General features: G+C 64.5%; 14 protein-coding genes. 8 read left to right on the forward strand and 6 right to left on the reverse strand.

The genetic code is table 11. The features are described 5' to 3' along the window. Window positions 1-18: 18 nt before the first annotated feature. Both Q0C42_RS17590 and Q0C42_RS17595 read left to right on the forward strand, forming a co-directional pair. Window positions 19-1,488: a leucyl aminopeptidase gene (locus Q0C42_RS17590; protein WP_295078972.1), complete on the forward strand. Its 1,470-nt coding sequence runs from the start codon at window positions 19-21 to the stop codon at window positions 1,486-1,488. A gap of 94 nt (window positions 1,489-1,582) precedes the next feature. Beyond that, a complete protein-coding gene (locus tag Q0C42_RS17595; RefSeq protein WP_295078974.1) occupies window positions 1,583-2,050 on the forward strand; it encodes a DNA polymerase III subunit chi in 468 nt (155 codons plus the stop codon). 115 nt (window positions 2,051-2,165) lie between these two features. Here the strand turns inward: Q0C42_RS17595 and Q0C42_RS17600 are convergent, their stop codons facing one another. From Q0C42_RS17600 to Q0C42_RS17610, 3 genes are all read right to left on the reverse strand, one after another. Continuing rightward, entirely contained in the window at window positions 2,166-2,741 is a 576-nt protein-coding gene (locus Q0C42_RS17600; protein ID WP_295078976.1) for a TIGR02281 family clan AA aspartic protease, read from the reverse strand. A gap of 51 nt (window positions 2,742-2,792) precedes the next feature. Then, a complete protein-coding gene (locus Q0C42_RS17605) occupies window positions 2,793-3,413 on the reverse strand; it encodes a MarC family protein (RefSeq protein ID WP_295078979.1) in 621 nt (206 codons plus the stop codon). A gap of 291 nt (window positions 3,414-3,704) precedes the next feature. Then, window positions 3,705-5,555 carry an ABC-F family ATP-binding cassette domain-containing protein gene (locus Q0C42_RS17610; protein ID WP_295078982.1) on the reverse strand — a complete coding sequence of 617 codons (1,851 nt, stop codon included), beginning with the start codon at window positions 5,553-5,555 and terminating at the stop codon, window positions 3,705-3,707. Window positions 5,556-5,683: 128 nt separating this feature from the next. Between Q0C42_RS17610 and ndk the strand changes: the two genes are divergently transcribed. From ndk to Q0C42_RS17630, 4 genes are all read left to right on the forward strand, one after another. Then, window positions 5,684-6,106, forward strand: coding sequence for a nucleoside-diphosphate kinase (gene ndk / locus Q0C42_RS17615; RefSeq protein ID WP_295078985.1), 423 nt, complete (start codon window positions 5,684-5,686; stop codon window positions 6,104-6,106). Window positions 6,107-6,281: 175 nt separating this feature from the next. Further along, window positions 6,282-6,971: a ribulose-phosphate 3-epimerase gene (rpe, locus tag Q0C42_RS17620; RefSeq protein ID WP_295078988.1), complete on the forward strand. Its 690-nt coding sequence runs from the start codon at window positions 6,282-6,284 to the stop codon at window positions 6,969-6,971. Beyond that, a complete protein-coding gene (gene gph, locus Q0C42_RS17625) occupies window positions 6,964-7,632 on the forward strand; it encodes a phosphoglycolate phosphatase (RefSeq protein ID WP_295078991.1) in 669 nt (222 codons plus the stop codon). The genes rpe and gph overlap by 8 nt, the downstream gene beginning before the upstream one ends. Window positions 7,633-7,804: 172 nt before the next feature. Then, window positions 7,805-8,587: a LuxR family transcriptional regulator gene (locus Q0C42_RS17630; RefSeq protein WP_295078994.1), complete on the forward strand. Its 783-nt coding sequence runs from the start codon at window positions 7,805-7,807 to the stop codon at window positions 8,585-8,587. Window positions 8,588-8,890: 303 nt separating this feature from the next. Here the strand turns inward: Q0C42_RS17630 and tsf are convergent, their stop codons facing one another. Then, entirely contained in the window at window positions 8,891-9,799 is a 909-nt protein-coding gene (tsf, locus tag Q0C42_RS17635; RefSeq protein WP_295078997.1) for a translation elongation factor Ts, read from the reverse strand. A 78-nt stretch (window positions 9,800-9,877) separates the two neighbouring features. After that, window positions 9,878-10,660, reverse strand: coding sequence for a 30S ribosomal protein S2 (gene rpsB, locus Q0C42_RS17640; protein ID WP_295078999.1), 783 nt, complete (start codon window positions 10,658-10,660; stop codon window positions 9,878-9,880). A 273-nt stretch (window positions 10,661-10,933) separates the two neighbouring features. Between rpsB and Q0C42_RS17645 the strand changes: the two genes are divergently transcribed. Further along, window positions 10,934-12,100 (forward strand): mandelate racemase/muconate lactonizing enzyme family protein, encoded by a 1,167-nt coding sequence (locus tag Q0C42_RS17645; RefSeq protein WP_295079002.1) that lies wholly within the window; start codon window positions 10,934-10,936, stop codon window positions 12,098-12,100. On the opposite strand, the gene Q0C42_RS17650 is transcribed toward Q0C42_RS17645, so the two are convergent. Further along, entirely contained in the window at window positions 12,097-13,035 is a 939-nt protein-coding gene (locus Q0C42_RS17650) for a homocysteine S-methyltransferase family protein (RefSeq protein WP_295079006.1), read from the reverse strand. The two genes, Q0C42_RS17645 and Q0C42_RS17650, sit on opposite strands and share 4 nt — an antisense overlap. A gap of 180 nt (window positions 13,036-13,215) precedes the next feature. On the opposite strand from Q0C42_RS17650, the gene Q0C42_RS17655 reads away from it, so the two are divergent. Then, entirely contained in the window at window positions 13,216-13,842 is a 627-nt protein-coding gene (locus tag Q0C42_RS17655; protein ID WP_295079009.1) for a TetR/AcrR family transcriptional regulator, read from the forward strand. The last annotated feature ends 14 nt before the right edge of the window (window positions 13,843-13,856 follow it).

Raw genomic sequence — 13,856 nt, forward strand, 5'->3', positions numbered from 1 at the left:
CCGAAAGAAAGCACCCGCATGCCGCAACCCCTGCCGATCCAGTTCCAGGCCACCGATCTTGAAGCCCTAGCCGCCCAGACAGGCCGCATCGCCGTGCTGGCGGACGCGGATCAACCGGCCAGCCCCGGCTTCAAGCGTCTGGACCGGCTGACCAAGGGCGCACTGACCCGCGCTGCCGGGTCCCAGGCCTTTGCCAAGCTGAAACCGGGCGAGGCGATGGATCTGGCCTATCTTCCGGGACTTGCCGCTGACGCCGTGCAACTTATCCGCCTGCCGAAGAAGGCCGACCAGACCCAGGCCCGCAAGGCCGGCTCTGCCGTGGGCAAGTCGCACGGGGCAGGGGGCTCGCTCATCCTGGCGGAAGGCCATGCCCGCGCCGCCGACATCGCCTTTGGCCTTGCGATGCGCGCCTATGACTTCGACACCCACAAAAGCGGCGAAAAGACTGTTCCCGGTCCCGTGACACTGATGGCCGCCAATCCCGAATCCGTCGCCAAGGCCGCTGCCCCGATGGCCGCCGTTGCAGAAGGCGTCTTCTTCACCCGCGATCTGGTCAACGAACCCGCCAACGTCCTGACAACGCATGATTTCGCCGCCCGTCTGGCCGCCATGCACGAGCTTGGCCTCGACGTCGAGATCCTGGAAGAGGAAGAACTGACCAAGCTTGGCATGGGGGCGCTTCTGGGCGTGGGGCAGGGGTCGGAAAGCCCCTCGAAGGTCGTGGTGATGCAGTGGCATGGCGGCAAGAAGGGCGAAGCGCCCTTTGCGCTGATCGGCAAGGGAGTCGTTTTCGACACCGGCGGCATCTCGATCAAGCCTGCGGCCGGCATGGAAGAGATGACGATGGACATGGGCGGTGCGGGCGTCGTCGCCGGGGTGATGCGGACGCTGGCTTTGCGCAAGTCCAAGGCCAACGTCGTTGGCATCGTCGGTCTGGTCGAGAACATGCCGGACGGGCGCGCGCAGCGTCCCGGTGACGTCGTGAAGTCGATGAAGGGCGACACGATCGAGGTGATCAACACCGACGCCGAGGGCCGTTTGGTCCTGGCCGACGTGATGTGGTACGCGCAGGAACGGTTCAAGCCGACCGGCATGATCGACCTTGCGACGCTGACCGGTGCGATCATCATCGCCTTGGGCCACGAAAACACCGGGGTCTTTTCCAACAACGACGACCTCTGCAACGCCTTCCTTGCGGCTGCGAAGTCCGAAGGCGAAGGCGCCTGGCGGATGCCGATGGGCGACGCCTACGACGCCAAGCTGAAGTCGCGCATCGCCGACATGATGAACGTCGGCGGCCGTGACGGGGGTGCCATCACTGCAGCGCAGTTCCTCCAGCGTTTCGTCAAGCCGGAGACGCCCTGGTGCCACCTCGACATCGCGGGGACCGCGCTTCTGAAGGCCGACACCACGCTGGCCCCGAAGGGGGCGACCGGCTGGGGCGTCATGGCGCTGGATCGCCTGATCCGCGACCGGTTCGAAAAGTGACGCTCCTCGCTCGCGTTCCGCGTCGCTCCTCGCCGGGCGGCGCGCAAGCGAGGAGCCGTCGCAGACGCTCGACACGCAATTTCGGAAGGCCAGCATGGGCACGGTGATGTTCTTCCACCTGATCCAGTCGGCCCCGGCCGACACCCTTGCGATCAATGCACCGCGCGCGTTGGGGCAGGGCTGGCGGGTCATGGTCCGCGGCACCGATCCCGCGGCGCTGGACCTCCTTGATCAGGCGCTCTGGCTGAAAGGCGGCGACGACAGCTTCCTGCCGCATGGGCTGGAGGGCGGCCCGCAAGACGCCGATCAGCCGGTGCTTCTCGGGCTTGGCGCGCCTGTCAACGGCGCGAAGGTCCTGGCGCTGGTCGACGGGGCCGAAGCGACCGACGCCGAAATCGCCGCGTTGGAGCGGGTCTGGGTCCTTTTTGACGGCAACGACGACGCCCGCCTGCAAGCCGCCCGCGGCCAGTGGAAAGCCATGACCGCCGCCGGCCACGCCGCGCAATACTGGTCCGAGGAATCGGGCCGCTGGGAGAAGAAGGCCGAAAGCGCCGCGCGCTGACTTCCGGGACGGTTTTCTTCGCGGGGTTCTGGCTCGCTCAAATCGTTAAGGCCACCTTAACAGAAAAAAGCAACTCCTTGATATCAAACGGAATGCCAAGGCGCTCCACCGTGGGCTATTGGCGCAGCACCAGCTTCCCGCCGTCGAACTCCATCCGGAACTGGCCCAGGTAGTCCATCCCCAGAAGCGACTGATCCAGCGCCCCCTCGGTCACGAAGGCCTGGAAGCCCTCGTTCCGGAACGGTCCCAACTCGACCGCGTCCAGCGTGACCCGCGCCGTCCGGACCACCCCGTTCGCCGTGGTCGCCTCGCCGCGGAATTCCAGGCTGGCCACGTCGATCCCCAGCCGCTCGGCATCCGTCCCGGCCAGCACCATGCCGGACGCCCCGGTGTCGACCATGAACGGCACGGCCGTCCCGCCGATCATCAGGGTCAGATAATAGTGCCCGTCCGCCGACCGCGGCACCTCGACCGCCCCGTCGGTCGCCACCTCCTGGATCGGCATCACGTCGCGCCGGATATCCGACCACAGCCCGTATCCCGCCATCATGCCGACGAAGATCAGCCCCCAGGCCAGCGCCATCCGCAGCGCCTGGCCCATCCGTTGCCGGAACTCCACCAGCACCCAGCCGCCAAGGGCGACCAGGATGATCGCCAGGTAGCCCACACGGGCCAGGGTTTCTCCGTCCATCCGAACCTCCGGTTTCGGCAGATATGGGGGCAGGGCGACGCTTTGGAAAGGTCAGCCGATCAGCCCGGTCCACCGGACCCCGTCGATCACGAACTGCACCGACAGCGCCGCCAGCAGCATCCCCAGAAGCCGCGTGATGACGATGACCCCAGTTCGGCCCAGCATCCGCTCCAGGGGCGGCGAGGCGAGGAGGAACGCATAGGTCACGACCATCATCCCCAGCATCAGTCCCAGCACTGCCAAGGTCCCCGGCCAGCCCGGCCCGGCTTGCCCGACCAGCAGGATCACCGAGGCAATGGCCCCCGGTCCAGCGATGAGCGGCGTCGCCAGCGGAAAGACGGAAGGATCGTGGTCCGGCTCCGCCTGCTGCCCCTCACGCCGTTGGGTGCGGCGTTCGAACAGCATGTCCAGGGCGGTGAGAAACAGAAGAATACCCCCCGCGATGCGGAAGGCGGGCATCGAGATGCCGATGAACCCCAGGATAGATTCGCCCGCCAGCCCGAAGATCAACAGAAGCACGGCCGCGATGATGCAGGCCCGCCGCGCCATCGCCCGTCGTTTGTCCGGCGCCATCCCGCGGGTCAGCGCGATGAAAAGCGGAACCAGTCCCGGCGGGTCGATCACCACGAAAAGCGTGGCGAAGGCGGTGATCAGAAAGGCGGTCTCGGGCATGGGTCCCTCGCTTTCCCGAAAGCTAGGCGGCGCCCTGGCTTTTGGAAAGCGGAACCTTGGAAGATGCCTTGAATACAAGGGAGGCTGAATGCGCGTGCGGCCGAGAACCCGGCTGCGAAGGCGGGAAGGGTGGCCACGCTGCGCCCGCTCTACCGCGTTGGGCGAGTGGACCTGCGTCCAGTCGATCGCCGTCTTCCACCTGCGTGAGAAGGTAGGTCGGGGCGGGGCTTAAGTTTCAGCTTGAGAAACTGTTCGTATATACAACTGACCTGTATATACACCCCTGTAGGTTCAGACCAACGCGCCCTCAAGCCGCTCTTGCGCTGCAAGCCACAAGGCCTCGGCCTTGTCGAGAGCTTCCATCACCTCGGCGTACTTCTTGTTCCAGGTCTCCAGCTCGCCCTTGCGGCCATCCTCGTAAAGCTCGGTGTCTGCCAGCTTTTTCGCCAGCTTGTCACGCATGTCGTTCAGCTTTTGCAGACGGTCCTCGCACTTGCGGACCTCTGCTTTCAGCGCAAGCATTTCGTCCCGGGTAGCTTTGGGTTTCTTTACAACAGGCTGCGACACGACCTTCACGTCGTCGTCCCCGGCCAGGAGTTGTCGGCGGTAAGCTTCCAGATCCTCGGTGTAGGGCGTCACCGCGCCGTCCTTGACCAGCCAAAGCCGGTCCGCCACCAGACCCAGAAGGTGCATGTCGTGGCTGACCAGGATCACGGCACCGGGATATTCGGTCAGGGCATCAACCAAGGCCTCGCGGCTTTCTATGTCGAGGTGGTTGGTCGGCTCGTCCAGGATCAAAAGGTGCGGCGCGTCGATTGTTGCCAAAAGCAGCGACAATCGCGCCTTCTGTCCCCCTGACAACCGGGCAACGACAGTGTCCGCCTGGTCAGCCATCAAACCGAAGCCTGCCAGCCTGGCGCGCAGCTTTGGTTGTCCTTCGGCGGGGCGCAGGCGCATGATATGTTGCAGGGGCGTCTCGTCCAGGTGCAGCTCGTCCACCTGGTGCTGGGCGAAGTAGCCGATCCGCAATTTGGACGAGCGGGCGAACTTGCCTTCCGCTGGTTGAAGTTTGCCCGCCAAAAGCTTGGAAAGCGTGGATTTTCCCTCACCATTGCGACCCAGAAGGGCAATGCGGTCATCCTGGTCGATGCGGAGGTTCAGCTTCTTGAGGATCAGCGGGCCGCCATAGCCCACCGCTGCGCCATCGAGATTGATGATTGGCGGTGCAAGTTCCTCGGGGGCAGGGAAGGTGAAGACGACTTTCTTGGCGTCTTCCGGCGCGGTGATCGGGGTCAGCTTTTCCAACATCTTCACGCGGGACTGGGCCTGCACTGCTTTCGATGCCTTGGCCTTGAAGCGGTCGACGAAGCTTTGCAGGTGGGCGCGGCGGGCGTCGATCTTCTTCGCTTCGGCCTGCAAGACGGCGCGGCGTTCAGCCATCTGACGGGCGAACTGGTCGTAACCGCCTTGCCAATAGGTAAGCTTGCGGTTGTCCAGATGCAGGATGCCCTGGACGGCGCGATTCAAGAGCTCACGGTCGTGGCTGATGATCAGGACGGTGTGCGGATACTTCTGAAGATAGCTCTCCAGCCAGAGCGCGCCTTCAAGATCAAGGTAGTTGGTCGGTTCGTCCAGAAGAAGGTAGTCGGGCTGGGCGAACAACACGCCCGCCAGCGCCACGCGCATGCGCCAGCCGCCTGAGAAGGCCGAACAGGGCATCTGCTGCTGGTCCGCATCAAAGCCCAAACCCTTGAGAATGCTGGCCGCGCGACCCTCGGCCGACCAGGCGTCGATATCGGCCAGGCGGGCCTGGATCTCGGCAATGCGGTGCGCGTCATGCGCGGTCTCGGCCTCGGCCATCAGGCTGGCGCGCTCGGTATCAGCGGCCAGCACCGTATCGATCAGCGAGGTTTCCGACGACGGCACTTCCTGCGCGACGCCGCCGATGCGGGCGCGCTGGGGTAGGGTGATCGTGCCCCCCTCCAGCGCCAGCTCGCCGCGGATCAGGCGGAAGAGCGTCGTCTTGCCCGCACCATTGCGGCCCACGAGGCCAACCTTGTGGCCGGTCGGAATGGTTGCCGACGCCCCTTCGAACAGGGGTCGGCCTTCGACGTTATAAGTGATGTCCTCGATCTTCAGCATGGGCGCCAAGTGCCTGATCGGGCGCAGGACGTCAATGGCGCGGGCACCTTTTCAAAGCCGCCCGCGCGTGATAGCAGCCCGGCCATCCGAAGAGGGCCAAGCTGGCCCCAAACCCGATGGAGAGCCACATGGCCGTTGAACGTACCCTGTCGATCATTAAGCCCGATGCGACCAAGCGCAACCTGACCGGCAAGATCGTTGCCAAGTTCGAGGATGCCGGACTGCGCGTCGTCGCCTCGAAGCGAATCCATCTGACCGCGGCCCAAGCTGGCGCGTTCTACGCCGAGCACAAGGAGCGCGGCTTCTATGGCGAGCTTTGCGCGTTCATGGCGTCCGAGCCGGTCGTGGTGCAGGTTCTGGAAGGCGAAGGCGCCATTGCCAAGAACCGCGAAGTGATGGGCGCGACCGATCCGGCGGCTGCCGCCGACGGCACGATCCGCAAGGACTTTGCGCTGTCCAAGGGCGAGAACTCGGTCCACGGTTCGGACTCGGAGGCTTCGGCTGCACGCGAGATCGCGTTCTTCTTCTCGGGCCTCGAACTGGTCGGCTGATTGCTGTTCTGACCTGCGGCGCGGCCCGGTCTTCTGACCGGGCCGTTTTCGTTTGGGGAAGGTGGCTGGATCGGCCTGTGCACTTATCGTGTAATCAGTAATATGTAATGTAATGCCTGCTGGAAAGGCGCTATGCGCCGGGATATGCAGCGCGCAAGCTTTTGGAGCCTGCCCCATGTTCGACCGTTCCATCAAGATCGCGCCCTCCATCCTGGCTGCCGACTTCGCGAACTTCGGCGCCGAATGTCGCGCGATCGAGGCGCAAGGTGCCGACTGGGTGCATGTCGACGTGATGGACGGCCACTTCGTTCCGAACCTGACGTTCGGCCCGGCGATGTGCGCGGCGCTTCGGCCGCACATCAAGGGTGTGATGGACGTTCATCTGATGATCTCGCCAGTGGACGTCTATCTGGAGGCTTACGCCAAGGCCGGAGCTGACATCATCACAGCGCACGTTGAGGCTGGGCCGCACATTCACCGCACGCTGCAAGCCATTCGCGGGTTTGGGAAAAAAGCTGGCGTGGCGCTTAATCCCGGCACGCCGGTCGAGGCGGTGGCCGAACTGATGGACATGGTCGACCTCGTCTGCGTCATGACGGTCAATCCCGGTTTCGGTGGGCAGAGTTTCCTTGAAAGCCAGCTTGCAAAGATCGCCCGGCTGCGCGAGATGATCGGCGACCGGCCCGTCCACATCGAAATTGACGGCGGCATCACGGTTGCGACAGCGCCCTTGGTGGCGAAGGTTGGCGCGGATGTGCTGGTGGCGGGATCTGCGGTGTTCAAGGGCGGCTCGGCCGACTGGCCAGAGCCCTATGGGACAAATATCCGGTTGATCCGTGCTGCCGCCGAGGCGGCACTTGGCTGACCGCCTGAATCTGGTTTTCGATCTGGATGGAACGCTGATCGACAGCGCGCCACAGATCCATGACGCAGCCAATAAAGTGTTCCTGCAAAGAGGCTTGCCGCCCTTTTCGCAAGCGACAGTGCGCGGCTTCATCGGCAATGGCGTCGGTGTTCTGGTTGAACGGCTGATGGCGCATCAGGGGCTGCAAAGGGACGATATCCTGCAGGCGGCACTGATCGATGACTTCATCAACATCTATGAAGAAGCCTTTGATCGGACGACGCTTTATCCGAACGTATCTACAACGCTTCTTGCGCTGTCCGAGGCGGGCCACCGGCTTGCGATCTGCACGAACAAGCCCGAAGGCCCGACCCGTGCGATCCTGCGGCACTTTGGACTCGCCGAACTGTTTTCCGTCATCATCGGCGGCGACACGCTGCCACAGCGCAAGCCCGATCCGGCTCCGCTAAGGGCGGCTTTGGCGGGTCTTGGCCCCGGCAAGGCGCTTTTTGTCGGCGACAGCGAAGTGGATGCAGCGACCGCTGAAGCCGCAGACGTGCCGTTGGCGCTGTTCAGCCGGGGTTACCGCAAGGCCGCACCGGAATCGCTTAAGGCGCGCGTGATCTTTGACGATTTCGCCGCCCTGCCCCAGTTGATCACCGAAATTGCGCCTCTTCTTTAGCGCGACCACGGCAAAACGCATGACAACTTCCGTCATACACGCGGTTTGATGCCTTTGCCCTGCGCTAAAAGTAGACAAGCCCGCGAAACCGGCCTTATCTCTCGTCCAAGTTCGGAATGTCGGCAGGTCAGCCCCTGACGCCGACATTTTAAGAGCAACAGGGAAGACAAAGATGAGTGACACGATTCTTGGCGTGTTGAACCGGATCGCGGCCGCGTCTTCGATCGACGAGGCTTGGGACCGCAGCACGGCCCATTTCGCCAGCCTCGGTTTCAAACGCGCCAATTACGGCTTTACCCGCTTCAAGCACCTCAAGACCATCGGCGACCCAGAGGACGCACTTTTTCTGACCACCTGCGACGCAGACTACGTCAAGCGCTACTTCCAGGGCGGCTTTTACGCCAAGACCCCGGTCTTCCGCTGGGCCGAGCACAATTCGGGCGCCTGTACCTGGTCTTGGGTGAAGGAGGCTTTCGAGGCCGGGCGGCTGTCCAGCGAGGAAGCGGAGGCGGTGCGCCAGAACGCGGCGCAGGGGATCGTGGCGGGCATGTCGGTCAGCTTCCCCGAGGTCTCCTCCCGCTCGAAAGGCGCGCTTGGGTTGATTGCCGATCCCGGCTTGACCCCGGTCCGGGTGGACGAGATATTTGCGGCCCGCAAGGAAGAGATCCTGGCGGTGGCGAACATGATGCACCTGACCATCGTGCACCTGCCGCAGTTGTCGCGGCACCGTGCGCTCTCGCCGCGTCAGCGTGAGGCGCTGGAGTGGGTGGCGGACGGCAAGACCACTCAGGACGTGGCGCTGTTGATGGGTGTCTCACCGGCGATGGTCGAAAAGCACCTGCGCCTTGCGCGTGAGGCGTTGGCGGTCGAGACCACGGCCCAGGCTGTGGCCAAGGGCGCGCTTCTGAACATGATCTTTCAGCGCCAGCCCGAGATCGCCCACGCCGCGAGGTAGGGTATTCCGCACTCGCCCGAACCCGGTCGTCGTGGCAAAAGACCTGCGTGACCTAAGGGAAACCGAAGGTCACGCGGACCAGCGAAGTTTGGCTGGCACTGCTTGATACCGGATCATGGCCGCATATTCAGACGGCCGACTTCACGTCTTGCCATCCCGCACCTTTTTCCCCGAGGGGTCGGGGCAGGACTTGCGGCGCGGTTCTCCCCGGGACCGCGCCGTTCCATTTTCCGCAAAGCAAACCGAACAAAAGAAAGGGGCCGGCGCATCGCTGCACCGGCCCCCTGCCCCATTCCTGGGAATTCAGCCCTGAAGCGCCTTGGCGACTTCGGCGGCGAAATCCTCGGTCTTCTTCTCGATGCCTTCGCCGACTGCGACACGGGCATAGCCGGTGATCTCGACGCCGGCTTCCTTGGCCGCAGCTTCCACGGTCAGGTCGGGGTTGATCACGAAGGCCTGGCCCAGAAGTGTGTTCTCGGCGAGAAACTTCTTCATCCGGCCCGGGATGATGTTGTTGTGGATCACCTGCTCGGGCTTCGGCTTGGCCGAGGTGGCGTTCTCTTCCAGAGCCTTGGCGGTCTGGACGGCCAGCTCACGCTCGACCACAGAACGCTCCAGCGTGGCTTCCGACAGCGACAGCGGGTTCGTCGCGGCAATGTGCATCGCGAACTGCTTGCCGAGCTCTTCGGCCTTGGCCTTGTCGCCCTTCAGCGCGACCAGCACGCCGATCTTGCCCATGCCCGCGGTCGCGGCGTTGTGGACGTAGGAGACGACGGTGTCGCCCTCCAGAACGTGCATGCGGCGGAAGGTCATGTTCTCGCCAATGCGGGAAATGGCTTCCTGCAGGACGGTTTCCACGGTCTTGCCGTTCAGCTGCGCGGCTTTCACGACCTCGATGTCGTCGCCGGTGGTCAGCGCGACATTGGCGACTTCCCGGACCAGCGTCTGGAAGTCGGCGTTCTTGGCGACAAAGTCGGTCTCCGAGTTGATCTCGATCGCGACACCACGGCCATCGCTGACGGCCACGCCGATCAGACCCTCGGCCGCGACGCGGTCAGCTTTCTTGGCGGCCTTGGCCAGGCCCTTGGTGCGCAGCCAGTCGACCGCGGCTTCCATGTCGCCGTTGACCTCGGTCAGGGCTTTCTTCGCATCCATCATGCCTGCGCCGGTGGATTCGCGCAGTTCCTTCACCATTTGGGCGGTGATCGTCATGTTTTCCACTCCTTGGAAATGCTGGTCCCGGCGGGGCTTAAGCCCGCCGGGTGACAGTGTTGTGACCCGAAGGCCCGATCAGGCCTCGACGGCAGCTTCGGTAACAGCCTCGGCGACAGCTTCTTCTTCCGGAGCCGCTTCCAGCGCACCGAGGTCGACGCCAGCCGCACCCATCTGGGCCGACATGCCGTCCAGAGCCGCACGGCTGATCAGGTCGCAGTACAGCTGGATCGCGCGGGCTGCGTCGTCGTTGCCCGGGATCACGTGGGTCACGCCCTTGGGCGAGCAGTTGGTGTCGACGATGCCGACGACCGGAATGCCCAGCTTCTGCGCTTCCAGGATGGCGAGGTCTTCCTTGCCAACGTCGATGATGAAGATCAGGTCCGGGGTGCCGCCCATTTCACGGATGCCGCCCAGCGAAGCCTGCAGCTTGGCCTGGTCGCGTTCCATGCCCAGGCGCTCTTTCTTGGTGAGGCCTTCGCCGCCCGCGCCCAGAACTTCGTCCAGCTGCTTCAGGCGCTGGATCGACTGCGAAACGGTCTTCCAGTTGGTCAGCGTGCCGCCCAGCCAGCGGTGGTTCATGTAGAACTGCGCGCACTTTTCGGCGGCGTCGGCGATCGGCTTCTGGGCCTGACGCTTGGTGCCGACGAACAGGATGCGGCCGCCCTTGGCGACAGTGTCGCGGACGATCTTCAGCGCCTGGTCCAACAGCGGGACGGTCTGGGTGAGGTCGAGAATGTGGATGCCGTTGCGGTCACCGTAGATGTACTCGCCCATCTTGGGGTTCCAGCGAGCGGTCTGGTGGCCGTAGTGAACGCCAGCTTCCAAGAGCTGACGCATGGTGAACTCGGGAAGAGCCATGCCTTATCCTTTTCCGGTTTGATCCTCGGTGCGGCCGTCTTCACCCCTTGCGGGGCAACCGGTGGACCGCACGGGATTTCTCCCCGCATCGGACCCAGCCACACCTGTGAAGTAGGCGCGCCATACTCTGCCCTTTGCCGCGTTGCAAGGGGCAGAGCCCGGAAAATCGGCACAAAACCCGCGAAACCGGCAGGAATTCGTCGGCTTCGGTCGGGCCGGGGCACCGTGGAATGGCTAGCATCCCGGGCAATCGCCGTCACCCCGGAATGCCCGATGAAGATCCGTTCGATCCGCGCCACGCCCGTCAACATCCCCTTCCGCGCGCCCTACCGGTTCAGCTACGGCGCGATTGCGTCTCTCACCAAGACCGTGATCGAGCTTGAGACCGAGGATGGCGTCCTGGGCCTTGGCGAATGCGCCGATGGCGACCGTGCAGCCGATGTGGTGGCCGCTGGTGCCAAGCTGATCGGCCATGATGTGCGCGAGGTCACCACGGCCGAGGCGAAGATCGTCCCCGCGATGCGCTATACGCCCTGGGGCAATGTCACCGCCGCCCGCCGCGTCTTCGGCGGGATCGAGATGGCGATCTGGGACGCGCGCGGCAAGACGGAAGGGGTGCCGCTTCACACCCTTCTCGGCGGTGCGGTCAGGACCGAGATACCCCTGACGGAGTATTTCTCCTACCGCTTCCCTGGCACCGACCCCGGCGAGGCGACCCCCACCGACGTCGCCCGCTACTGCGCCACCATGGTCGAACGCCACGGCTCCACGGTCTTTGAAGGCAAGGTCGGCACCGTGCCGCTGTCGGAAGAGGTGCAGATGGTCCGCGAGGTCCGGGCCGCCATCGGCGACCGAACCCTGCAACTGGATGCGAACGGTGGCTGGACGGTGCCAACGGCGCGCGAGGCGCTGGCCCGGTTCGCGCCCTTCGACATCAGCTGGTTCGAAGAACCTGTTGAGACCTATGAGGAAATGGCGGACCTCCGCCGCCATTCCCCCATCGCCTTTTCCGCCCATGCCATCGACCTGCAGAAAGCGCACGCCCTGCGCTGTCCTGACGCCATCGTGACCAACGTCAACGAACACGGCGGCATCGCCCGCACCCGGGACTTCATCCGTGCCTGCGAAGCGATGGGCGTCGGCTTCCGCTTCCACTCTGGCGAGACGGGCATCGCGTCCGCCGCCTATCTCCACCTTACCGCCGCGCTGGAGCATGTGCGGGGCGCCAGCCAGACGCTGTTTCACTGGTACGCCGACGACGTGATCGAGGGCGGTCCCTTCGCTCTGGAAAATGGCGTGACCAAGGTGCCCACCGGCCCCGGCCTTGGCGTCATTCTGGACCGCAAGGCGTTGCAACGCTGCCATGACCGCTATCTTGCCGAAGGCCCCTTCCCCAGCGGCCGCGACGGCGGTTACGGCAGCGGCTTTCGCAAACGCTAGGCTGCCTCGCTATGCAGATGACTGCAGGCCGCCGCCACGTGCCGGTGGTCCGACCTGCAGCAGCCCCCGATCAGCCGCAGGTTCGGCAAAAGCCCGGCAAGTGCCGCGTAATCCGCCCCGAATTCAACCGGGTTGCCATCGTCCAGCTCGGTCGCCGCGTCCAGTTGCGCATGGCTGAGGCGCGAGGCATTGGCGCGAAGCCCGCCGATCCGGTCCCGCATCGGCCCCTCCAGCCGGTGCGCGAAATGCGTCGGATGCGCGCAGTTGACCATGTAGAAAAGCGCGCTGCCCCCCGTCGCGGCCTCGACCTCTGCCAGCGCCTCCTGCAACCCCTGCCCCGATGGCAGGTCGCCGTCCGGCTCGACCGTGAAGGACAGGATGTGCGGCAGCCCCGCCGCCTGGGCGGTACGGGCGATGCCGACCGCCTCTTCCACGTGGGTCATCGTGAGAGCCGTCACCAGGTCCGCGCCCGCCGCGGCCAAGGCTTCGATCTGGGGCCGGTGGATGCGCGCGGCCTCATCCGCCGCCCGCGTCACGTCCACCCGGTAGCCGTCGCCTGAAGGTCCGATGACACCATTGACCAAGATCGGCAGCGCTGTGGTTTCATGCCGATCGCGAAAGGCCCGCGCGAAGGCCACCGCGTCCGTATTCACCCGCCGGATACCCGCCTCGTCCAGTCCCAACGCTCCTGCCCAGCCCATGTTGGCCCGCCAGGTCGCGGTATCCAGGACAAAGCCGGTCCCGCCCGCCCGCGCCATGTCCAGGAAGCCCTTGAACCAGCGATCCAAAGCCGTGCGGCCGGCCGCATCGTTCAGAAGCACGAACGAGGCGAACTCGGGCAGATCGAACCCTTCGTGAAAGATCATCGCGGTCTCCAGACCGGCGTCGGCGGGCCGGGGGTTCCTTGTGGTCATCAGTAGGTCAATGCGCTGCATGGCACGCTCCTCTTCGTCTCACGACACCATCTTGATCGCAGAGAGTGGGCTTTGTCCGACAGCCTACCTGTGGTAAAGTGCACGCAAGGATTAATATGTTTGCGTATCATTATCTTATCGGGGGTGGCGTGACGAAATTGCGTTGTGCAACCCGTCGCAACTATACCAAGAGTCAACCAAATGACGCAGGACATCGCCGAACGCCCGACCCGCGGCAAACGCGACCGCATCCTTGAAGTCGCGCATGCCGCCGTGGTTGCCAAGGGCTTCGATGCCACCTCGATCGACGAGATCGCCGCCGCGGTCGAGATCACGCGCGCCGGGTTCTTCTACCATTTCCCCGACAAGAACGCCCTTGCCCGGGCGCTGATCGAGCGGCAGATCGAAGAAGAAGGCCGCATGATCAACGGCTTTCTGGCCCGCGCGGCCGAGTTGTCGGATGACCCGTTGCAGCAACTTCTGATCACCCTGCGCCTGATGGGCGAAGGCTACGCCGAGGTTCCGGGCGGCTATCAGGGCTGCATCCTGGCCTCGGCGACCTACCAGGACCGGCTATTCGACGCCGAGGTGAAGGCCGCGAACCGCCGCGCGCTTCTGGCTTTCCGGGAACGGTTCCAGGGCCTTTTCGAACGCATCGCCGCGCTGCATCCCCCGCGTGAGCCGGTGGACCCGGCCGAGATGGCCGACCTCGTCAACAGCGTCATCGAAGGCGCGATCATCCTGGCCCGCGGAATGGGCGACCCGCCACTCCTGACCCGCCAGGTGCTGCTGGCCCGCCAGTTGATCAAGTCACTCTACCGGGGCTGACGCGCCTCTTGCGA

It is taken from the genome of Tabrizicola sp., assembly GCF_022842145.1.
In the GTDB taxonomy this organism is placed as follows: Bacteria; Pseudomonadota; Alphaproteobacteria; order Rhodobacterales; family Rhodobacteraceae; genus Tabrizicola.